Origin of the sequence: Isoptericola sp. S6320L, from assembly GCF_023015685.1 — a bacterium.
GTDB lineage: Bacteria > Actinomycetota > Actinomycetes > Actinomycetales > Cellulomonadaceae > Isoptericola > Isoptericola halotolerans_A.
Map to the genome: position 1 here is coordinate 35,998 of NZ_JALKAT010000015.1, position 21,922 is coordinate 57,919.

Sequence of the window (21,922 nt, forward strand, 5' to 3'; positions counted from 1 at the left end):
GCTACACGTGGTGGCTGCCCGTCGTGGCGGCGCGGGTCGACCGCTCGGGCACGCTCACCTGCGCGCCCGGGGCCCCACGACCTGCGCCGCGACCTCGAGCAGGTGCCGGTACGTGCGGCCCGTGGCCCGGGTCATCGCGATCTCGCAGGCCCGGTTGGAGGAGGCGTGCTCCGCGGCCGCGAGCTGTACGACCTCGGCGGCCTCGGCGGCCGTGGCCGCCGCGGTGAGCTCGGGGTGCAGCATCCCGCGGTCCCCCGCGAACCCGCAGCACGCCCAGTCCACCGGCACGTGCACCGTGCGGGCCACGGCGCGCGCGAGGGTGTGCAGGTCGCCGTCGGTCCCCGCCTTGACCGACGAGCACGTCGGGTGCAGCGTGACCGACGCGACCCGGCGCCCGTCGTCGACGGTCAGGCGCGGCAGCACCTGGCGCACCACGAACGAGAGCGCGTCGACCACGTCCGCCGCCCGAGGGTCCCCGGCCGCGCGCGCGGCGGCCATGATCGCCGCGACGCCCTCGCTGCACGACGACGCGTCGACCACCACGGGGACGTCGGCCCCGGTGCGCTCGCGGGCGGCCGCACGGGCGGCGTCGACCGCGGCCAGCACGCGTTCGGCCATCACCGCGTGGCCGTCGGCATACCCCTTGGAGGACCACGGCGTGCCGCAGCACAGACCGTCCAGCCCGGCGGGCACGACCAGTCCGACGCCGGCTGCCTCGCACAGCGCGGCGGTCGCCGCCTGCACGCCGTCGCCGCCGGGCTCGCCGGGTGCGAACATCGCGCCCTGGCAGCTCGGCAGGAACACCCCGGCGACGTCGCCGGGCACCCCCGTCCCGCCGCGGGTGCCGCTGCGCCGCCGCCCGCCGCCCGGCAGGTCCGGTGACCACAGCGGCACGACGTCGTCGCCGAGCAGGGCACGGGCGGCCCGGTTCGGCGCCTGGACAGCCGGTGCGGGGACCCGGGCCGCCACGTCGAGCCCCGTGCCTGCGGCCGCGGTCACCGTGTCCCAGTGCGCGGCGGCGGTCCGCCACGCCCGTCGCCCGACGCCGCCACGGTCCTCGGCGCGCAGCCGCTTGACCAGGGCGCCGGTGTCGATACGGACGGGACAGGCCGTCGCGCACATCCCGTCGGCGGCGCAGGTGTCGACGCCGTCGTAGCGGAACTGCTCGGCGAGCTCGGCCGCCAGGGCCTCGTCCCCCTCGGCCGCGGCCCTGGCCTGCGCCCGTCGCACCACGATGCGCTGGCGCGGCGTGAGCGTGAGGTCGCGGCTCGGGCAGACGGGCTCGCAGTAGCCGCACTCCACGCACCGGTCGACCTCGGCGTCCACGTGGTCGACCGGCTTGAGGTCGGCCAGGTGCGCCCGCGGGTCGTCCGTGAGCACGACGCCGGGGTTGAGGATGCCCGCGGGGTCGAAGGCGCGCTTGACCTCGCGCAGCACGGCGACGAGACCGGCCGAGTACTGTCGCTCGACGAACGGTGCCATCGCGCGCCCGGTGCCGTGCTCCGCCTTGAGGTTGCCGCCCTGACGCAGCACCAGGGTCACAAGGTCCTCGGTGAACGCCGCCAGCCGGTCGAGCGCGGCGGGGTCGGTGGCGTCGCCGATCTGCTCGGTCACCATGAAGTGCAGGTTGCCGTCCTTGGCGTGCCCGAAGATCACCGGGTCGACGTACCCGTGCGCGGACAGCAGCGCAGCCAGCTCCCGGCAGGTGTCCGCCAGCCTCTCGACCGGCACGACCACGTCCTCGAGCAGGGCGGTCGTGCCCGGAGGACGCGCACCGGCGACCGCCGCGTAGAGCCCCTTGCGCACGCTCCACAGCGCGGCACGCTCGGCCGGGACGCGGGTCAGCTCGACGGGGACGACGGCGGGCAGCGCGTCGAGCACCACGCCCGCCGCGGCGACGCGGTCGGCCAGGGACGACTCGTCGTCGGCCCGGTATTCGAGCAGGATCGCGGCGTGCTGGTCGATGTCGAACCCGCGGACGGGCGCCGGGGCGCCGGGGTCACGGCGGGCCACGCGCAACGACGTGGCGTCCATCAGCTCGAGCGCCGCGGCACCGGTCCCGACGAGGGCCGGCAGCGCGGCTGCCGCCCGCTCCACCGAGTCGAGCACGAGCAGGCCGGTCGCGGCGCAGGGCTGCACGGAGACCGTCCGGAAGACGGCCTCGGCGACGAACCCGAGCGTGCCCTCGGAACCGACGAGCAGGTGGACAAGCAGGTCCAGCGGGTCGGTGAAGTCGCAGAACGCGTCGAGCGAGTAGCCCATCGTGTTCTTCATGGCGAACCGCTCGCGGATCTCGGCGACCGAAGCGGGATCCGCGCGCACCCGGTCCCGCAGGCGTTCGAGCGCCGCCACCAGGCCGGGCTCCGCGGAGCGCAGCCGGTCCCGCGCGCCGGGCGCTGCCGTGTCCACGACCGTGCCCGACGCGAGCACCACCGTCAGCGACTCCAGCGTCCGGTAGCTGTTGTGCTCGACGCCCGCCGCCATGCCCGAGGAGTTGTTGGCGATGACTCCCCCGATCGTGCAGGCCGCCTCGCTCGCGGGGTCGGGGCCGAGCGCCCGGCCGAACGGCGCCAGTCGCGCGTTGACGGCCCGCACCGTCGCGCCGGGCTGCACCCGCACGCGCGCGCCGTCGTCGAGCACCTCGACGCGCCGGAACCCGCGCCGGGTGTCGAGCAGGAGCCCGCTGCCGGAGGCCTGCCCGGACAGGCTCGTGCCTCCGGACCGGAACGTCACCGGCGTGCCGTGCCGGGACGCGACGCCGAGGGCCCGGGCGACCGCTCCGGCGTCCTCGGCCACCGCCGCCACCTGCGGCACGAGCAGGTAGTGGGAGGCGTCCCGGGCGCGGGCGTGCCGGTCGATCGCCCGGGCGTGCACCCGGTCGCCACCGAGCGCCGCCCGCAGGTCGTCGATCAGGTCCATACGAAGTCCTCCTGCGTGACGACGGTGCCCTGGGCGGCCAGCCGGGCGAGGCGCAGCGCGCCGTCGAGCGGGTCGCCCTGCGCGGCACGGACCTCGACGTCGGGGCGCCGCGCGGCCACGCCGTCCGCGAACGCCGCGGTGAGCGCTCCCCCGGCCTGCGCCATCCCCCCGGTGAGCGCGACGAGCGGGGGCAGGTCGTCGCCGAGCGCGGCGAGCACGCTGACGGCTGCCGCGTCGCCGGCCGCCGCCAGCACGGCGTGCGCGGTCGCGTCGCCGGCCGCGGCCAGTCCCGCGACGTCGGCGGCGAAGGCCGCGAGCACCCCCGCCCGGTCCGGCCGGGGGTAGAGCTGGCCCGGCCAGGTCGACGGCTCGCCGAAGCGCCGGCGTCCCGCCTCCAGGAGCGCGGCGCCGGCCGTGTCGATGCCGTCGGCCGTGCGCAGCGCGGCCTCGAGGCCCTGGCGCCCGACCCACGCACCGCTGCCCCGGTCGCCGAGCAGGTGGCCCCAGCCGTCCACGCGACGCCACGTCCCGCCGTCCGGACCGCCGTGCCCGACGGCGATCGCCCCGGTGCCGAGGGCGACGACGGCACCGCCGGCGCCGCCGAGGGCGCCGAGGTGCGCCGTCACCGCGTCGACCGCGACGGCGGCCGGAGCCGACACCTCCTGCGCGACGGCGGCCACGAGGTCCTCGGGGTGCTCGACCAGGGAGGCCAGGCCCGTCGCCCCGACGCCGACGCCGTCCAGCGCCGCCGTCTCCTGCGGCCACCGCTCGGCGGCCTCCCGGAGCAGCCCTCGGACCACCCGCGTCACGCTGCTGCCCTGTACCCCGATCTCCACGGGGCCGCCCGTGAGCTCGTCGCGGGCGGCGCCGTCGGACCGGCGCAGGGCGACCCGGCTGCCCGACCCGCCGACGTCGAGGCCCAGGACCGTCACGGCTCTCCCGCCGGTGCGTGCACGGCCCGCAGCGCCTCGCGCACGGCCCCGGCGTGCCGCCCCAGCAGCTCGCGCGCCCGCTCGACGTCGACGTCGCCGAGGGCCACGACGATGGCGACCTTCAGGTCGCCGTCGGTCCGGCGGAGCAGCTCGTGCGCCGCGGCGCCGTCCAGCCCCGTGGCCTCGCACAGGATCCGCACCGTCCGCTCGCGCAGCTTCGCGTTGGTCGCGACCACGGAGACCATGAGGTTGCTCCACGTGCGGCCGACGGCGATCATGAGCGCCGTCGAGAACCCGTTGAGCACGAGCTTCTGGGCGGTGCCGGCCTTGAGACGGGTGGAGCCGGTGATGGCCTCGGGCCCGGTGGCCAGCGCGATGTCGGTGTCCGCGAACCGTGCCAGCGGCGCACGCGGGTTGCTGGAGACGAGCACCGTGTACGCGCCGCCCGCCCGGGCGGCCTCCAGCGCCCCGCCGACGTAGGGCGTGGACCCGCTCGCGGCCAGACCGATCGCCAGGTCGTCGGGCCCGAGGGCGGCGCCGGCGCGGCGCCCGTCCTCGACCGAGTCCTCCGCGTTCTCGACGGCGCTCACCAGCGCCTCGGCCCCGCCCGCGACGTGCCCGACGACGCGTCCCGGCTCGAGGTTGAACGTGGGCAGGAGCTCGCTCGCGTCGAGCACCCCGAGGCGTCCGGAGGTCCCGGCACCGAAGTAGTGGACGCTCCCGCCGCGCCGGAACCGCTCGGCCGCGAGGTCGACGACGCGGGCGAGCTCGGGCAGGACCGCGGCGACCGCTCCGACGGCCACGTGGTCCTCGGTGTTGAGCAGGCGCAGGACCTCCAGCGTGCCGAGCGCGTCGAGGTCCTCGGTGGCGGGGTTGCGCCCCTCCGTCGGGGGCAGCGCGTCGGGGTTGTCGGTGTCCATGTCGTCCTGCTCTCTCGTCTCGGGGTGGCCGGGGCTCACCGCGTCAGTGCCGGCTCGGCCGGTTCGGCGGCCGGTGTGCGGTGGCGCAGCGACAGCAGCCCGCCGACCACGAACGTGACGATCACGCCCAGCAACGGGTACCACTGCCAGGCCACCCACACCTCGCCGGTCACGAACTTCTCCATGACGAAGAAGAACGCGTTGACGGCGACGGCGGCGACGAACGCGACGTTCGCGTCCAGGGCGTCCGCCCGCTTGTTGAGGATGCCGAACACGAACGCACCGAGCAGACCGCCGTAGGTGATGCCCGCGATACCGAGGGCGAGGATGACGATGTTGCCCTCGTCGGAACGGAAGAACGCGGCCGGCACGATGAACGCCAGGCCCCAGCCGATCGTGGCCCAGCGCCCCACCCGCAGGCCCTGGGCGTCCGTGACCGGTGTCTTCTTGAAGCGTCCGTACACGTCGGTGACCGTCGAGGAGGACAGCGCCGACAGCGACGAGGACAGCGTCGACATCGCGGCGGCGAGGATGCCGGCGAGCAGCAGGCCCGAGACGCCCTGCGGCAGCCCCTCGACGATGAACTTCGGGAACACCTCGTCGTCGCGGGTCAGGCCGAGCTGGTCGGGGCTCATGCCCTGGTAGTAGCCCCAGAGGGCGAGGCCCACGAGCAGGAACACCGCGAACTGGAAGAACACGATGACGCCGGACCAGATCAGCGCCTTCTGCGCCTCCACCTTGGACCGGCACGTCAGGAGGCGCTGCACCACGAGCTGGTCCGCCCCGTGGGAGGCCATCGCGAACACGGCGCCACCGATCAGCGACGGGACGAAGGACGACGCGTCGGAAATCGGGTTGCCCGAGAAGACGAACATGGTGAGCTTGCCCGCGTCGGCCGCGTCGGCGAACCAGCCCCCGCCGGTCGTCACGGACACGACGATGATCGTCAGCACCCCGCCCAGCACGTAGAGGAACATCTGCGCGACGTCGACCCACACCACGGCCCGGATGCCGCCGATGAACGTGTACAGGATCGTCACGACGGCGAGCACCACGATGATCGTGAAGTAGTTCGCCTGGATACCCATGCCGTCGAGGATGAGCTTCAGGGGGATCGCGGCGGCCAGGACGCGGACGCCGTCGGCCAGGAGGCGGGTGACGAGGAACGTCACGCCCGCCGTCGTCTGCGTGCTCTGGCCGAACCGCTTGCCGAGGTAGGTGTAGGCCGTGACCATCTCACCGTCGTAGTAGCGCGGCAGCATGAAGAACGCCACGATCACGCGCCCGATGATGTAGCCGAGCGCCACCTGCAGGTAGGAGATGTCGCCGAGGAAGCTCATCACGGGGATGCCGACGACCGTCAGGGCACTGGTCTCGGTCGCGACGACCGAGAGGCAGACGGCCCACCACGGCAGGTTCCGTCCACCCAGGAAGTAGTCCTGGAGCCCCTTCTGCTTGCCGCTCAGCCGGAGGCCCAACCAGGCCGTGGCGCCGAGGTAGGCGATGATCACCAGCAGGTCGAGTGTCTGCAGCATGCCGTGTCTCCTTCGTCAGGATGCGTCGATGGGGGGTAGCGGTGAGGGTGCTCGGGTCAGCGGGCGAGGCGTAGGCGCCGGGGGCCGTCGTCGCGCGGCTCGGGGAGCTGCAGCGGCGCGGAGCCGGGGGTGAACCTCCCGGCGACGGTGCCGTGCGAGGCCCCGGTGACGCTGGGCAGCGTCGCGGGCAGGCCGTGCCAGGACAGCCAGCCGACGAGCGCCATGAGGCAGGCCTCCTTGGCCGCCTCGGGCAGACCGAGGGCGTCGTGCGTGGTGCCGACGGCGACGCCGGAGCCCAGCTCGCGGCGCAGGGCCGCCATGAGCGTCGGGTTGCGGGTACCGCCGCCGGAGGCGACCACGGACCGCACGCCGTACCGGTGGCACGCGTCCGCGACGGTCCGGGCGGTGAGCGTGGTGAGCGTCGCGATGACGTCGTGGTCGTCCAGGCCGCCGTGCGCGGCGAGGAAGCGGTCGAGGTACGCGGCGTGGAACAGCTCCTTGCCGGTCGACTTCGGCGCGGGCAGCGCGTAGTACGGCTCGGCGAGGAGGTCATCGAGCAGCGCCGGCACGACGACGCCGCGCGCCGCGAGGGCGCCGCCGGTGTCGACACCGCGCGGGTCGCCGCTCATCCGGCGGGCCATGACGTCGATGAGCGCGTTGGCCGGTCCCGTGTCGAACGCGACCGTGTCGCGGGACGGCGCCACGACGGTCACGTTGGCGATCCCGCCGAGGTTCAGCGCCGCCGTCGGCACGTCGGCACCGGCGAGGAGCAGGTGGTCGAGCATCCCCGCCAGCGGCGCGCCCTGGCCGCCGGCGGCGACGTCGCGCGACCGGACGTCGGACAGCACGGGGCTGCCGGTGCGCTCCGCGACCCAGGCGGGCTGCCCGATCTGCCACGTCCCCGTGACGGCTCCGTCGTGGACGTCGTGGCGCACCGTCTGGCCGTGCATCACCACGAGGTCCGCCGTCACGCCGGCGCGGGCGCAGGCGTCCGCGACGGCGTCCGCGCACGCCTGCCCGAACCGCGTGTCGACGCTGCTCACCAGCGCGAGCGGCACGTCCCGCGGCTCGAGGAGCCGCAGGATGTCGAGCCCGAGATCCTCGTCGAACTCCACCTCGCGGAAGTCGAGCACGTCCATCGCCAGCTCGCCGCCGGGCGCGGTGCCGTCGGACTCGTCGAGCGTGAGCTCGACCAGGGCGACGTCGAGGGCGTCGGCCGAGGTCCCGGCCATGAGTCCGGCGACGATCATCGGTCCTCCTCCTGGCTGCCGGGGACCGACAGCTCCGTACGGATCTTGTAGCGGTCGCCCCGGTACACGGACCGGACGAACTCGATCACCTCGCCGTGCCGTCCCCACGACGTCCGCTCGAACTGCAGGGCGGGGGTGTGGACCGGGACGTCGAGGTCGCGCGCCTCCTGCGCGTCGACGACCGTCGGCTCGGCGGTCTGCACGGCGCGCGCGAGGACGATGCCGTAGCGCTCGCCCAGCAGCTCGTAGAACGACCGGTCCTCGAGGTCGGCCGCCACCAGGCCGGGGACCAGAGCAGCCGGGACGTGCAGCTCCTCGACCGCCATCGGCTCGTCGTCGGCGAGGCGCAGCCGGGTGATCTGCACGACGTCGTCCGACGCCGCGACCTTCAGTCGCCGACCGGTGCGAGCACCGACCGGGCCGACCTCGAAGGTGAGCGTGCGCGCCCCGGGTCGGAGCCCGCGGGCCCGCATGTCCTCGGAGAACGAGCTGGCCATGAGGCCTTGCGACAGCTTGGGCCCCAGGGCGAACACCCCGGCACCGTGCCGGCGGCGGACGGCTCCGCGCACCACGAGCTCGTCGATGGCGCGCCGCAGCGTCATGCGCGAGACGCCGAGGCTCTGCGCCAGGTCGCGCTCGGGCGGGAGCTGCTCCCCGGCCGCCATCGTGTCGAGGCGGTCGAGGATCTGGTCACGCACGGCGTGGTACTTGGTCACCGGGCCATTGAGTCACAGAACGGGGACCAGATCAAGACCACTGGACTAGATTTGCGCGCACGGCGCCCCTGCACCGACCTTCGCGCCCGGTCACGGTCCGTAGGATCGGGGCATGGCTTCACCCACCCCCGACCTCGAGGCGCGCGTCCGGGACGCGCTGTCCGCCGTCGTCGACCCCGAGATCCGCCGCCCCCTGACCGAGCTGAACATGATCCGCTCGGTCACGGTGGACGCAGCGAGCACCACCGGGACGGCGGCCGACGGCGGCGAGACGTCCGGCGCGCACGTCACGGTGGGCGTGGACCTGACCATCGCCGGGTGCCCCATGAAGTCGACGCTGGTGCGCGACGTGACGGCGGCGACCGCGCGGGTCGAGGGCGTCGGCACGGTCGACGTCGAGCTCGGCGTCATGACCCCCGAGCAGCGCAAGTCCCTGCGGTCCCAGCTCCGCGGCGGTGCCGGCGACCCGGTGATCCCCTTCGCGCAGGCAGGCTCCCTCACCAAGGTCTTCGCCGTCGCCTCGGGCAAGGGCGGCGTCGGGAAGTCGTCCGTGACCGCGAACCTCGCGGCGGCGATGGCCGCCGACGGCCTGAACGTCGGTGTGCTGGACGCCGACATCTACGGCTTCTCGATCCCCCGGATGCTGGGCGTCGACCGGCAGCCCACCCGGGTGGACTCGATGCTCCTGCCGCCGATCGCGCACGGCGTCAAGGTCGTCTCGATCGGCATGTTCGTGCCCGCCGGCCAGCCCGTCGTGTGGCGGGGCCCGATGCTGCACCGGGCGCTCGAGCAGTTCCTGGCCGACGTGTTCTGGGGCGACCTCGACGTGCTGCTGCTGGACCTGCCGCCCGGCACCGGCGACATCGCCATCTCCGTGGCGCAGCTCCTGCCGGGCAGCGAGATCGTCGTGGTGACGACGCCCCAGGTGGCCGCCGCGGAGGTGGCCGAGCGCGCCGGGTCGATCGCCACCCAGACGTCGCAGGGCGTGGTCGGCGTCGTGGAGAACATGTCGTGGCTGGCCCAGCCGGACGGGACCCGGCTGGAGATCTTCGGTTCCGGCGGCGGGTCGCGGGTCGCGGAGCGCCTCACCGAGACGGTCGGCACCGAGGTCCCGCTCCTCGGGCAGATCCCGCTGGACGTGTCCGTCCGCGAGGGCGGCGACGAGGGCACGCCCGTGGTCCTCACCGCACCCGACTCCCCCGGCGCACAGGTGCTGCGCGACGTGGCGCGCCGGCTGGCCGGGCGGGCGCGCGGCCTGGCGGGCAGGCAGCTGGGCGTCACGCCCGTCGGCTGAGCCGCGGGCCCGGCAGACCGGCGGGCCCGCCGACCGCTCGGCCGAGATGCCGTCCCGGAGGGACCGGCGGATCAGCGATACTGGGCGCCATGACGTCTCCCCAGTGGCTCGATTCCTGGACCGCCGACGACGGCGCCGCGCGCGTCCGCACCCTGTTCGACCAGGTCTTCGGGGACGACGGCGCCCCGGACGGCGTGTGGTCCGCCCCGGGCCGCGTGAACCTCATCGGCGAGCACACCGACTACAACGCCGGGCTGGCCCTGCCCGTGGCGCTCCCCCACCGCACCTACGTGGCGCTCCGGTCCCGGGCGGACGGGCTGGTCCGGCTCGCCTCCGCCCAGGCGCCGGACGAGCGATGGGAGACGACCCTCGACCAGGTCGCCCCCGGCGCCACCAGCGGCTGGGGCGCCTACGTGGCCGGCGTCGCGTGGGCGCTGCACGAGGCGGGCCACCAGGTCTCCGGGTTCGACGCCGTCGTCGACTCCTGCGTGCCGTTCGGCGCCGGCCTGTCCTCCTCCGCCGCGCTCGAGTGCGCGGTCGCCGTCGCCCTGGACTCTGTGCACTCGCTGGGCCTGGCGGCCGACGACGCCGGACGGGCGGACCTCGTGACGGCCTGCGTGCGGGCGGAGAACGAGATCGCCGGTGCCCCGACCGGCGGCATGGACCAGGCGGCCTCGCTGCGCTGCTCGGCCGGGCACGCCCTGCTCCTCGACTGCCGACCCGGGCTCACCCCGCTCGAGTCCGCCGACCGGGTGCCCTTCGACCTGGCCGCGGCCGGCCTGACGCTGCTCGTCGTGGACACCCGTGCCGAGCACGCGCTGGTCGACGGCCAGTACGCGCAGCGCCGCGCCGCCTGCGAGCAGGCGGCGGAGATCCTCGGCATCGCCTCGCTGCGCGAGATCGCGCCGGAGGAGCTGGACGTCGCCCTCGACAAGCTCGGCGGCGACGCCGAGGCCGACGTGCTGCGTCGCCGGGTCCGGCACGTGGTCACCGAGATCGCGCGCACGGCCGAGTTCGCCGAGCTGGTTCGGGCCGGCCGGGTGACCGAGGTCGGCCCGCTCATGAACGCCTCCCACGCCTCGCTGAGGGACGACTACGAGGTCTCCGCGCGCGAGCTCGACCTCGTGGTCGACGCGGCGCTCGGCGCCGGAGCGCTCGGCGCCCGCATGACGGGTGGCGGGTTCGGCGGCTCGGCGATCGCGCTGGTACGCGCCGGGGACGTCGACGGCGTCACCGCGGCCGTGCAGGTGGCGTTCGACGACGCCGGGCTCACGGCCCCGCGCTTCCTGCTCGCGCCGCCGTCCGACCCCGCGCACTGAGCGCACGTCGGCACCGGGCTGCCGACCCCGCCAGCCGCGCCTCAGGAGATCATGCGGGCGGGTCGTCGCGGCCCTCGCCCCGGCGGAGCTGGGCGAGCACGTCGTCGAAGAACGAGCGCACCTCTTCCCACCGGACGGTGGCGTTGGCGAGGTGCTCCTCGAGCCGGTCGATCTCGGCGTGCTGCGCGTCCTGGCGGCGGCGCTCGGCCAGCTCGCGGCGCACCTCGGCCAGCTTGGCCTCCGCCTCGGCCACGATCCGCTCGAGCTCGCGCTCGACGGCGACGGCGTCCTCCGGCTTCCCGGCCGTCATGGGGTCACCTGCCCGTCCGTGCGGGCTCACAGCACGGTCGTGATGCCGATGAGCGCCAGCGGGATGCCGACGAACACCCCGAGCACCCAGGCCGCGGCCCACACCTTGTTGGTGGCGGCGACATTACCGAGCCAGGTCGCGCCACGCAGCGGGAGCTGGCGCAGCAGCGGCAGCCCGAAGACCACGAGCGCGGCGAACACGTTGAAGAGCACGTGCACGAAGGCCGCCTGCAGGGCGAGGGTGCCCTCCGCCCCGGTGAAGGCGAAGGCGGCGATCAGCGCGGTCACGGTGGTCCCGATGTTGGCACCGACCGTGAACGGGTAGATCTGCTTGAGCGAGAAGGTGCCCGACCCGGCGAGCGGGATCATCAGGCTGGTCGTGGTCGAGGACGACTGCACCATGACGGTCATCGCGGCGCCGCTGGCGATGCCGCTGAGCGGCCCACGACCCACCGAGGCGTGCAGGACCTCCGCCGCCCGGCCGACCATGAGGACCTTGAGCAGCCTTCCGAGCCAGTTGATGACCGCCAGGATCAGGCCGATGCCGAGGACGATCATCGCGATCCCGTGCCACGCGCCGGGCAGGAACGAGGTCGTCCACCCGAGCAGGTCGGCGAGCGGCTCGGTGACGGTGTCGACGACCGTCCCGAGCGCGCCGAACACCGTGGCGACCACGCCACCGTCGGACCCGGACGTCGCGTCCGCGAGCCAGGCCGACGACTTCTCGAGGAAGCCGGTCACCAGCTCGAGCGGCAGGAAGAGTGCCACCGCGATCAGGTTGAAGAAGTCGTGGACCGTCGCGGCGGAGAACGCACGACGGAAGCTCTCCTTGTCCCGGACCATGCCGAGGCTGACCAGCGTGTTGGTCAGGGTGGTCCCGATGTTGGCACCCATGAGCATCGGGATCGCGATGCTCATGGGGAGCCCACCCGCCACCAGGCCCACCGTGACCGAGGTGGTCGTCGAGCTCGACTGCGTGGCCGCCGTGAACAGCACGCCGACCATCAGCGCGACGAACGGGTTCGACGCGAAGGCGAACAGCGACTCGGCGGTGCCGCCCGTCGCCACCTTGAAACCGGAGCCGATCAGCTCGACGGCGGTGATGAGGACGTAGACACCCACGACGACACCGAGCCAGTTGGCGGTGCGGAGCGCACGGCCCGACAGGCCCAGGCGCTCGAACGGGCTGACCAGCCGCGTGTCGCGCTGTGCGACCTCGGCCGGTACGGCGGAGGCAACGGACGCCTGCGGCAGGACGTCGGTCATGGAGTCTCCCGTCGAGGTGAGGTGGTCACCCCGGCGGCGACCACTACTCGTCATTGCTCTCCGAGAGAACCAGGGCCGGATGACGCCATCACGGATGCCAGGTGAACAGCAGATGAACAGGCGCAGTTTCGTGCATCACACGTTCACCTCGGCCTGGTCACAGCGGCAGCGAGTACGTCGCGACCACCGCCGCGTGGTCGCTCCACCGCTCCTCGTACGACGGCGCCCGGTCGACCTCGACCTTCACCGCCCGGCCCGCGAGCGCCTCGTTCGCGAGCTGGTAGTCGATGCGCCACCCCCGGTCGTTGGTGAACGCCTGCCCCCGCCAGGTCCACCACGTGTACGGACCCGGACCGTCACCCCCGTGAGCGCGCCCGAGGTCGGTCCACCCGGCGTCGAGCCAGCGGTCGACGTAGGCACGTTCCTCCGGCAGGAACCCGGCGCTCTTGCGGTTGCCCTTGAAGTTCGCGATGTCGACCTCACGGTGCGCGATGTTCAGGTCCCCCGCGACGAGGGCCGGCACGCCACCGGACGCGAGCTCCGCCAGCCGCGCGGTCACCTTCTCGAGGTGGGCGTACTTGGCCACCAGGGTGTGCTCCTGGCCCGGGCTGGACGACGCCGAGTGCAGGTACGCCGAGACCACGGTGAGCGTCCCGCCGTCGGGGAGCGTCAGGTCGGCCTCCACCCACCGCCCGGTGTCGACGTCGGGCTCGGTGCCGTCGGCTGGCCGGGCGAGCCCGCCGCGCACCGCGGCGATCGGGAGGCGCGACGCGACGGCGACGCCGGCCCGGCCCTTGAGCTCGGACGGCAGGTGCGCGACGTGCCAGCCCTCGAGGTAGTCGCGCACGATCGCGTCCGGGGCGCGGACCTCCTGCAGCAGCAGGACGTCGGGCGAGCGGTGGGAGATCCAGTCGTGCATGCCCCGGCGGAAGGCGGCACGGATCCCGTTGACGTTGGCGGTCGCGATGGTCAGCACGCGGGCAATACCACCACACGCCGCCGACAGGCGGCCAGCCGCCGACCGCCGCAGCGGCGGATCTCACGCACCGACCGCCCGCGCTCCCGTCAGGTGCCCGCGTGAGCGGCCTCCAGGGCGGCGACGTCGATCTTGGACATCTTCAGCATCGCCTGGACCGTCCGCTGGTTCGCCGCGGTGGAGTAGTCGCCGCTGAGCTCCTCGAGCTGCTTCGGGACGACCTGCCAGCTGACCCCGAAGCGGTCGGTGCACCAGCCGCACGGTCCGGGCTTGCCGCCGTCCGCCGTGAACAGGTCCCAGTAGTGGTCGACCTCCTGCTGCCCGTCGCACAGGAGGTAGAAGCTGAAGGCCTCGTCGAGCCGGAGGTCCGGCCCGGCGTTCAGGCCGACGACGTCGAGCCCGCAGACCGTGAACTCGACGATGAACGGTTCGCCGGCCGTGACGCCCGGGATGCCCTCGGCCGCCGTGCGCACGGTCCCGACCCGGGAGCCGGGCACGTGCTCGGCGTAGAAGGCCGCAGCCTCGTGCGCGTTGTTGTCGGCGAACCACAGGTGCGGTCGCACGGTGACCATGTCGACTCCCTCCGTCGCCCCCGCGGTCCGGGGGTCTCGAGAGGTACGACGCCCCGGGGGTCCGGGACTCATCGGTCCTCAGGTGGCTGCGAGACGCCGCTTCTCCGCCGCCACGTCATAGGTGGCTGCGGGCCACCGGGGGTCGATGTCCTCCAGGGTGGCCACCAGCAGGGCCTGGACGGCGAGCCGCGCGTACCACTTCGCGTTGGCCGGCACCACGTGCCACGGAGCCTGCGAGGTCGAGGTCCGGTCGAACACCGTCTGGAACGCCTCCATGTAGCGCGGCCAGAGCTGCCGCTCGTCGACGTCGCCCGGGTTGTACTTCCAGTGCTTGTCCGGCCGCTCGAGGCGCTCCATGAGGCGCGCGCGCTGCTCCTCGGACGAGATGTGGAGCATCACCTTGACGAGTCGCGTCCCGGAGGCCGCGAGCCGCCCCTCGAAGTCGTTGATCGCCTCGAAGCGACGTGCGACCTCCGCCGGCGGGGCGAGCTCGCGCACGGCGCCGATGAGCACGTCCTCGTAGTGCGAACGGTCGAAGACCCCGATGTACCCGGGATCCGGGACCTCCTTCTCCACACGCCAGAGGAAGTCGTGCTCGATCTCCTCGGGCGTCGGCTTCTTGAACGCCTTGAGCCGGATCCCCTGCGGGTCGGTCGCCCCGATGACGTGCCGGACGATCCCGCCCTTGCCCGCGGAGTCCATCGCCTGCAGGACGAGCAGCACCGCCGGCGTGGACGGGTCGGCGCTGCTCTGGGCGTAGAGGCGCTCCTGCAGTGCGGCCAGCTGCTCCGCGCCGGCGAGCAGGTCGCGCCGGCCCTCCTTCTTGCGTCCGTCGTACCCGGGCGTCGCGTCCGGGTCGACGTCGGCCAGCAGGAACCCCTCGGACACCCTGAGCAGCTCGCCGGGGTCGGCGGTCCAGCGGTCCTCGCTCGTCGTGGTCATCCGACCATCATGGCAAAGGCGGGGCACCGGCGTCGGCCGTGCTGCACGGCCGACGCCGGTGCGACGGTCAGCCTGCCGCGCGCTCCGCCGACTCGACGACGTTCGCCAGCAGCATCGCGCGGGTCATCGGTCCGACGCCGCCCGGGTTCGGCGAGTACCACGCCGCGACCTCGCGGGCGTCGGGTGCGATGTCGCCGACCACCCGCGACTTCCCGGTCTCGGGGTCCGTCCGGCGCGACACGCCCACGTCGACGAGCACCGCACCGGGCTTGACCATGTCGGCCGTCACGAGCCCTTCGACGCCCGCCGCGGCCACGACGACGTCGGCACGCCGGACGAGCGCCGGCAGGTCCCGGGTGCCGGTGTGCGTCAGCGTGACCGTGGCGTTCACGGCCTTGCGGGTGAGCAGGAGCCCGATCGGCCGGCCGACGGTGACACCGCGGCCCAGCACGACGACCTCCTTGCCCGCCCAGTCGACGCCGTGCCGCTCGACGAGCTCGACGATCCCGCGCGGGGTGCAGGGCAGCGGCGAGTCGAGCTCCCCGTCCACCCGCAGCACGAGCCGGCCGAGATTCGTCGGGTGCAGGCCGTCGGCGTCCTTGGCGGGGTCCACGAGCTCGAGCACACGGTGCGTGTCGATCGCGGCGGGCAGCGGCAGCTGCACGATGTAGCCGGTGCAGGCCGGGTCCTCGTTCAGGCGCGCCACGGCGGCCTCGACGTCCTCCTGCGTGGCGTCGCCCGGCAGGTCCTCGCGGATGGACTCGATGCCCACCTCGGCACAGTCGCGGTGCTTGCCCGCGACGTACCACTGCGAGCCCGGGTCGTCCCCGACGAGGAGGGTCCCCAGGCCGGGGACCACACCTCGGGAGCGCAGCACCGCGACCCGCTCGCGCAGGTCGTCCTTGATGGCCGCCGCGGTCGCCTTGCCGTCCAGCTTCTGTGCGCTCACTGCTGCAGCTCCGGGTAGAGCGGGAACGCGGCGGTGAGCTTCGTGACGCGGGCCCGGAGGGCGTCGACGTCGGCCGCCGCACCGTCCTTCAGCGCGGTGGCGATGATGTCGGCGACCTCGGTGAACTCGGCGTCGCCGAACCCGCGGGTGGCGAGCGCCGGCGTGCCGATGCGCAGCCCCGAGGTGACGCGCGGCGGGCGCGGGTCGAACGGGACGGCGTTGCGGTTGACGGTGATCCCGGCGTCGTGCAGGAGGTCCTCGGCCTGCTGGCCGTCCATCGCGGAGTGGCGCAGGTCGACGAGCACCAGGTGCACGTCGGTGCCGCCCGTCAGGACGGAGACGCCGGTGTCGGCGACGTCGGCCTGGAGCAGCCGCTCGGCGATGATCTGCGCGCCGCGCACGGTGCGCTCCTGACGGGCCCGGAACTCGTCGGTGCCCGCGACCTTGAACGCCACCGCCTTGCCCGCGATGACGTGCATGAGCGGACCACCCTGCTGGCCCGGGAAGACGGCGGAGTTCAGCTTCTTCGCGTACTCCTCCTTGGCGAGGATGAACCCGGAGCGCGGGCCGCCGATGGTCTTGTGCACCGTGGAGGAGACGACGTCGGCGTGCGGCACCGGGGACGGGTGCAGCCCGGCGGCCACGAGGCCGGCGAAGTGCGCCATGTCCACCCAGAGCTTGGCGCCGACCTCGTCCGCGACCTCGCGGAACGCCGCGAAGTCGAGGTGGCGCGGGTAGGCGGACCACCCCGCGATGATGACGTCCGGGCGGTGCTCGAGGGCGCGCTTGCGGACCTCGTCCATCTCGATGCGGTGCGTCGTCGGGTCCACGCCGTAGGCGCCGACGTCGTACAGCTTGCCGGAGAAGTTGATCTTCATCCCGTGCGTGAGGTGGCCGCCGTGCGCCAGCTCGAGGCCCAGGATCTTGTCCCCGGCGTTGATCAGCCCGTGCAGCACGGCCGCGTTGGCCTGGGCGCCGGAGTGCGGCTGGACGTTCGCGTACTCGGCACCGAAAAGCTCCTTGGCGCGGGCGATCGCCAGGTTCTCGGCGATGTCGACCTGTTCGCAGCCGCCGTAGTAACGGCGGCCGGGGTAGCCCTCGGCGTACTTGTTGGTCAGGACCGAGCCCTGGGCCTGCAGCACGGCGCGCGGGACGAAGTTCTCCGACGCGATCATCTCGAGGGTGTCGCGCTGCCGGGCCAGCTCGCCGTCGAGGACGGCGGCGATCTCCGGGTCGAGCTCGGCGAGCGGCGCGTTCATGGGGTCGGGAGTGCTCATGGCGTCTCCTGCTGTGTCGGCGGGTGCACGGGTTGTCGATACCGACCGGGCCCAGGCGACCGACCCGTCGTCAGCACAGCGCGTCGCTCCCCGGTGGTGATCCACCTGTACGCCAGTCGCGACGGTCCGATAGTAGCCGATGGCCGGTCGGCGGGGCAGAGGTGCCTACCCCGGTGGGACGGGGACCTCCGGGGTCGCGACGGGCCAGCCGTCCGACCAGCCGAGCTCCTGGACCGCCAGGCGGAACGCGCCCGCGGCGTCGCCGTCGTAGAAGTGGTACCCGAGGTGCCCCTGCGAGACCGACTGCCCGCCCGGACCGATCATGGAGCCGTCGGTGGCGAGCACCTCGGTGCCGCCGCCGTCGGCCATGTCCCGCCCCTCGGCATCGAGGTACGGGCCCGTGACGTCGCGCGAGCGCCCGACCTGGATCGAGTACGTCGAGCTCACCCCGGAGCAGCACTTGCCCCACGAGACGAAGAGGTAGTACCAGCCGTCGCGCTCGACGACGTACGGCGCCTCGATCTGGTTCTCCCCGTCGCCGCGGCTCGCGACCAGCACCGGCTCGGCGCCGTCCGCCGGCATCCCGGAGGGCCACTCGAGGGGCACGGCGTGGATGCCGTCCCAGAAGGACCCGAAGAACAGCCACGGGTTCCCGTCGGCGTCCTCCACGACGCCGGGATCGATGGCGTTGTAGGTGTCGCCGGCCTGTGAGCGCCAGACGGCACCCTGGTGGGTCCAGCCGTAGTCCGGGTCGGCGGGGTCGAGCGTGGAGCCCGTGGCCAGCCCGATCGCGGACGTGTTGGAGCCGAAGGTGGAGGCGGAGAAGTACAGGTACCAGGTGCCGTCGTGCTCGACCAGCTCCGGCGCCCAGTAGTGCTCGACGCCCTCGATCGACTCGCGCACCCACTGCGGGTCCTCGTCGCTCCCCCAGGCCGGGCCGACCTGCTCCCAGGTGGCCCCGCCGTCGTCGGACCGGTTCACGACGGGGGCGCCCAGCGCCTTGTTGGGCACCCCGGTGGAGTAGACGAACCAGGGCTCCCCCGCTGCACCGACGACGAGCGCCGGGTCGTGGGTGGCGAGGTCGCCGTCGAGCGCGATCGGTCGCGGCTCGGTCGCCGGCTCCGCCCAGGGGCGCAGGACGCCGAGCCCGATGCCACTCGCGACCGCGGCGACGCAGAGCACGGCGAGGGCGACGACCACGGGCCGACGGCGACGCCCGGCGCGGCTCACGCCCGCCCGAGCCGGATGATGGTCCAGGACACGGGGGGTAGCTCGGCGTACGCCCGGTCGTCGGCGATCTTGGCGCTGGTGTTGGCGCGCGGGACCACGGTGGTGTCGTCGTCGGCGGTCGCGGTCCAGGTGTGGTCGGGGTTGGACAGCGTGAGCGCCTCGAGCAGGCGCAGCGCGCCGAAGCCGCGCAGGTCGACGTCGAGGGTGACGGGGTCGGTCACCGAGCGGTTGGTGGCGAGCAGCACGACCTCGCCGGTGTCCGGGTCGTGGGTGGCCACGGCGTCGAGCACGGGCACCTCGCCGAACCGGGCGGTCTCGGTCACCGGTGAGTCGATCGCCAGGCGCAGCACGTCGCCCGTGGCGTGCCGGGAGGTCAGGGCGAACGGGTGGAAGATGGTCTGCTTCCAGCTGCGCCCGCCGGGTTCGGTCATGATCGGGGCGATGACGTTGACGAGCTGGGCCTGGGAGGCGGCGTGCACCCGGTCGGTGTGCCGCAGCAGGCTGATGAGCAGGTTGCCGACCACCACGGCGTCGGCCACGTTGTAGCGGTCCTCGAGCAGCACGGGCGCGATGGGCCAGTCGTCGCCCGACGGCGGGCGGGACTCGGCGCGCTGCTGGTACCAGACGTTCCACTCGTCGAACGAGATGTTGATGCGCTTGCTGTGCTTGCCCGCGGCGCGCACCGCGTCCGCGGTGGCGGCGACCGAGTCGATGAAGTGGTCCATGTCGACCGCGGAGGCCAGGAACGAGGCCAGGTCGCCGTCGGTCTCGTAGTAGTAGGCGTGCGCCGAGACGTGGTCGACGTGCTCGTAGGCCTCGGTGAGCACGGTGTGCTCCCACGCGCCGAACGTCGGCATGGCGGAGTTGGACGACCCGCACACCACGAGCTCGAGGTCCGGGTCGATCATCCGCATCGCGCGCGCCGTCTCGGCGGCGAGGCGACCGTACTCGGCGGCGGTCTTCGCGCCGATCTGCCACGGCCCGTCCATCTCGTTGCCCAGGCACCACATCGTGACCCGGTACGGGTCCTGCGCACCGTTGGCCCGCCGGCGGTCGGACCACTCGGTCCCGCCGGGCACGTTGCAGTACTCCAGCAGGTCCAGGGCCTCCTGGACCCCGCGCGTGCCGAGGTTGACCGCCATCATCGGCTCCACGCCGGCCTTGGCGGCCCACCGCATGAACTCGTCGACACCCACGAGGTTCGGCTCGGTGGAGTGCCACGCCAGGTCCAGGCGCCGCGGCCGCTCCGCGACCGGCCCGATGCCGTCCTCCCACCGGTAGCCGGAGACGAAGTTCCCACCCGGGTAGCGCACGGTCGACACCCCGAGCTCCCGGGTGAGCTCGACCACGTCGCCGCGGAACCCGTCGGCGTCCGCGGAGGGGTGCTCGGGGTCGTGGATGCCGGTGTACACGCACCGGCCCAGGTGCTCGACGAACGAGCCGAAGGTACGACGACGCACGGGCCCGACGACGAACGCGGGGTCGACGGTGACGGTGGCGGGCAGCATGAGACCTCCCGTGTGAGGGGTGATGGCGGTCGACGATGGAGCCCGGTGGGCACCGTGCCAGTGCCCACCGGGAGCTGGGAGGGAACGGTCTACTTGACCGAGCCGAGGGAGAGCCCGCCCTGCCAGTACTTCTGCAGGCCGAGGAACGCGGCGATGAGCGGGATGATCGAGACCATGGCGCCGGTGACGATGAGGTTCCAGACCTGCTCGCCGCCCGCACCGGCGTTCGACAGGGCCTGCCACTGGTTGAGGCCGACCGTGACCGGCAGCAGGTCCGTGTCGCGCAGCACCGCCAGCGGCAGGAAGAAGTTGTTCCAGCTGAACACCGTGGCCAGCAGCAGGACCGTCACGATCGCCGGCCGCAGCAGCGGGAGGGCGACCTGGAAGAAGAGGCGCAGCTCGCCGGCGCCGTCGACGCGGCCCGCGTCGAGCATCTCGCTCGGGATCGCGTCCTGCGAGTAGACGCGGATGAGGTAGACGCCGATCGGGCTCAGGAGCGACGGCAGGATGACGGCCCACATCGTGTTGATGAGGCCGATGTCGCTCAGCAGCACGAACGTCGGGATCGTCAGGGCCGTGAGCGGCACCATGACCGAACCGAGCAGCACCGTGAAGTAGGCGGTGCGTCCCCGGAAGTGGTACTTCGCCAGCCCGTACCCCGCGAGGACGGCGAGCACCGTCGCACCGACACCGCCCGCGAACGCGTAGATGAACGAGTTGCGCAACCAGATCCAGTAGATGCCACCCTGGTGCTCGAAGAGCCCCCGGATGTTGTCGACGAGGGAGAACTCGTCGTTGAACCACAACGCCCCGCCGGAGCCGACGAACAGGCCGCTGTTCGACTTGGTCGATCCCACCACGAGGAACCACAGGGGGACCACGAAGTACAGCGCCATCAGCACCAGGAACGCGTGCGAACCGATGCGGCGACCGCCGTTCGCACCTGTCCCGGAGCGGCGGGCGCGCTTCGTCGCGGTCGGGCTGGTCTGGGTGTCCGTAGTCATCACTTGAGTCCACTCTGCTTGCGGGTGACGTACAGGAAGATGTACGACCCGATGAACACGAAGATGCCGAGTGCGAACGCGATCGTGGACGCGTAGTTGAACTGGCTGTAGGAGAACGCCAGCGAGTAGGCGTACATGTTCGGTGTGTAGTCCGACGGGATCGCCCCCTGCGCCACGGACCTCAGCACCGTCGGTTCGGTGAAGAACTGCAGCGTCCCGATCAACGAGAAGACGACGACCATGACCATGGACGACGACACCATGGGCACCTTGATGCGCAGCGCCGTCTGCAGGCCGTTCGCACCGTCGATCCGCGCGGCCTCGTAGACCGAGGGGTCGATCGTCCGCAGCGCCGCGTAGATGATGATCATGTAGTAGCCGACCCACTGCCAGGTCACGATGTTGACCAGCGAGGCGAAGATCATCGACGAGCTGAGGAAGTCCGGGGCCGTCAGGCCGAACAGGCCGAAGACGTCGGTGGCCGGGCCGAACCGCGGGCTGTAGAGGAAGCCCCACATCAGCGCACCGATGACGGCGGGCACGGCGTACGGCACGAAGATCAGCAGCCGGGAGGCCTTGGACAACCGGGTGGCCAGCGTGTCGAGCACGAGGGCGCAGACCAGCGCCAGGCCGATCTGGACGGGCACCATCACCGCCACGAACTTGGCCACGCGGAGCAGACCCTCGAGGAACACCGGGTCGGTGAACGCCCGCACGTAGTTGTCGGCACCGACGAACACGGACTCACCGCCGGTCGCCAGGCCCTTGTTGTGCAGGCTCATCCAGAACGCGTAGGAGAGCGGGATGATGAGGAACAGCACGAAGACGACGGTGAACGGGGCGACGAACAGCCATCCCCACCACTGGCGCTTGCTGTCGATGGTGCTGGTCGAGGTGCTGCGGCGAGGCTTCGTGCCGCGGGCGCCGGACGGGGCGGGCCCGGCGGGCCGGTCGACGGCCGTCGACGATGTCATGGTGTACTCCCTGCGCGATCCTGCGTGGAA

19 protein-coding genes and 1 riboswitch are annotated in these 21,922 nt (G+C 73.1%); of the genes, 2 read left to right on the top strand and 17 right to left on the bottom strand.

What is annotated here, in order from left to right; all coding sequences use genetic code 11:
• Window positions 1–54 precede the first annotated feature (54 nt).
• Genes MWU57_RS10270 through MWU57_RS10295 form a run of 6 tightly spaced genes read right to left on the bottom strand, consistent with a single transcriptional unit; the run spans window position 55 to window position 8,272 of the window.
• Entirely contained in the window at window positions 55–2,919 is a 2,865-nt protein-coding gene (locus MWU57_RS10270; protein WP_246909073.1) for an FAD-binding and (Fe-S)-binding domain-containing protein, read from the bottom strand.
• Window positions 2,910–3,851, bottom strand: a complete 942-nt coding sequence (locus tag MWU57_RS10275) for a BadF/BadG/BcrA/BcrD ATPase family protein (protein WP_246909074.1) — start codon at window positions 3,849–3,851, stop codon at window positions 2,910–2,912. Before MWU57_RS10275 ends, MWU57_RS10270 begins: the two co-directional genes overlap by 10 nt.
• Window positions 3,848–4,771, bottom strand: coding sequence for an N-acetylmuramic acid 6-phosphate etherase (gene murQ / locus MWU57_RS10280; RefSeq protein WP_246909076.1), 924 nt, complete (start codon window positions 4,769–4,771; stop codon window positions 3,848–3,850). The genes MWU57_RS10275 and murQ overlap by 4 nt, the downstream gene beginning before the upstream one ends.
• Window positions 4,772–4,806: 35 nt before the next feature.
• Window positions 4,807–6,306 (bottom strand): sodium:solute symporter, encoded by a 1,500-nt coding sequence (locus MWU57_RS10285; RefSeq protein WP_246909077.1) that lies wholly within the window; start codon window positions 6,304–6,306, stop codon window positions 4,807–4,809.
• 56 nt (window positions 6,307–6,362) lie between these two features.
• Window positions 6,363–7,556: an anhydro-N-acetylmuramic acid kinase gene (locus tag MWU57_RS10290; RefSeq protein ID WP_246909078.1), complete on the bottom strand. Its 1,194-nt coding sequence runs from the start codon at window positions 7,554–7,556 to the stop codon at window positions 6,363–6,365.
• The gene (locus MWU57_RS10295) at window positions 7,553–8,272 is read right to left on the bottom strand and encodes a GntR family transcriptional regulator (protein ID WP_106267036.1); all 720 of its coding nucleotides are present in this window, start codon (window positions 8,270–8,272) and stop codon (window positions 7,553–7,555) included. Before MWU57_RS10295 ends, MWU57_RS10290 begins: the two co-directional genes overlap by 4 nt.
• A 112-nt stretch (window positions 8,273–8,384) precedes the next feature.
• Between MWU57_RS10295 and MWU57_RS10300 the strand changes: the two genes are divergently transcribed.
• Both MWU57_RS10300 and galK read left to right on the top strand, forming a co-directional pair.
• Window positions 8,385–9,566: an Mrp/NBP35 family ATP-binding protein gene (locus MWU57_RS10300; protein WP_106267038.1), complete on the top strand. Its 1,182-nt coding sequence runs from the start codon at window positions 8,385–8,387 to the stop codon at window positions 9,564–9,566.
• Between the two features lie 89 nt (window positions 9,567–9,655).
• On the top strand, window positions 9,656–10,885 hold the full coding sequence (galK, locus tag MWU57_RS10305) for a galactokinase (RefSeq protein ID WP_246909079.1): 1,230 nt from the start codon (window positions 9,656–9,658) through the stop codon (window positions 10,883–10,885).
• A gap of 49 nt (window positions 10,886–10,934) precedes the next feature.
• Here galK and MWU57_RS10310 read toward each other — a convergent pair whose 3' ends face one another.
• The 11 genes from MWU57_RS10310 to MWU57_RS10360 all read right to left on the bottom strand — a co-directional run bounded on the left by MWU57_RS10310 (window position 10,935) and on the right by MWU57_RS10360 (window position 21,892).
• Window positions 10,935–11,195 carry a hypothetical protein gene (locus MWU57_RS10310; protein ID WP_106267042.1) on the bottom strand — a complete coding sequence of 87 codons (261 nt, stop codon included), beginning with the start codon at window positions 11,193–11,195 and terminating at the stop codon, window positions 10,935–10,937.
• Between the two features lie 26 nt (window positions 11,196–11,221).
• Window positions 11,222–12,460, bottom strand: a complete 1,239-nt coding sequence (locus tag MWU57_RS10315; protein ID WP_246909080.1) for a Na/Pi symporter — start codon at window positions 12,458–12,460, stop codon at window positions 11,222–11,224.
• A gap of 157 nt (window positions 12,461–12,617) precedes the next feature.
• A complete protein-coding gene (locus MWU57_RS10320; protein WP_246909081.1) occupies window positions 12,618–13,436 on the bottom strand; it encodes an exodeoxyribonuclease III in 819 nt (272 codons plus the stop codon).
• Window positions 13,437–13,525: 89 nt separating this feature from the next.
• Complete coding sequence (locus MWU57_RS10325; protein ID WP_246909082.1) at window positions 13,526–14,008, bottom strand: VOC family protein; 483 nt, start codon at window positions 14,006–14,008, stop codon at window positions 13,526–13,528.
• A 78-nt stretch (window positions 14,009–14,086) separates the two neighbouring features.
• Window positions 14,087–14,950, bottom strand: coding sequence for a PPK2 family polyphosphate kinase (locus MWU57_RS10330; protein ID WP_246909084.1), 864 nt, complete (start codon window positions 14,948–14,950; stop codon window positions 14,087–14,089).
• A gap of 67 nt (window positions 14,951–15,017) precedes the next feature.
• Window positions 15,018–15,899 carry a bifunctional methylenetetrahydrofolate dehydrogenase/methenyltetrahydrofolate cyclohydrolase gene (locus tag MWU57_RS10335; protein WP_246909086.1) on the bottom strand — a complete coding sequence of 294 codons (882 nt, stop codon included), beginning with the start codon at window positions 15,897–15,899 and terminating at the stop codon, window positions 15,018–15,020.
• Window positions 15,896–17,176, bottom strand: coding sequence for a serine hydroxymethyltransferase (glyA, locus tag MWU57_RS10340; RefSeq protein WP_106267054.1), 1,281 nt, complete (start codon window positions 17,174–17,176; stop codon window positions 15,896–15,898). Before glyA ends, MWU57_RS10335 begins: the two co-directional genes overlap by 4 nt.
• A 42-nt stretch (window positions 17,177–17,218) precedes the next feature.
• Window positions 17,219–17,306, bottom strand: a riboswitch (ZMP/ZTP riboswitch).
• A 35-nt stretch (window positions 17,307–17,341) separates the two neighbouring features.
• Complete coding sequence (locus MWU57_RS10345; protein ID WP_246909088.1) at window positions 17,342–18,406, bottom strand: arabinan endo-1,5-alpha-L-arabinosidase; 1,065 nt, start codon at window positions 18,404–18,406, stop codon at window positions 17,342–17,344.
• The gene (locus tag MWU57_RS10350) at window positions 18,403–19,914 is read right to left on the bottom strand and encodes an alpha-N-arabinofuranosidase (protein ID WP_246909090.1); all 1,512 of its coding nucleotides are present in this window, start codon (window positions 19,912–19,914) and stop codon (window positions 18,403–18,405) included. The genes MWU57_RS10345 and MWU57_RS10350 overlap by 4 nt, the downstream gene beginning before the upstream one ends.
• An 89-nt stretch (window positions 19,915–20,003) precedes the next feature.
• Window positions 20,004–20,918, bottom strand: coding sequence for a carbohydrate ABC transporter permease (locus tag MWU57_RS10355; RefSeq protein WP_246909092.1), 915 nt, complete (start codon window positions 20,916–20,918; stop codon window positions 20,004–20,006).
• Entirely contained in the window at window positions 20,918–21,892 is a 975-nt protein-coding gene (locus tag MWU57_RS10360; RefSeq protein ID WP_246909094.1) for a carbohydrate ABC transporter permease, read from the bottom strand. Before MWU57_RS10360 ends, MWU57_RS10355 begins: the two co-directional genes overlap by 1 nt.
• Between the last annotated feature and the right edge of the window lie 30 nt (window positions 21,893–21,922).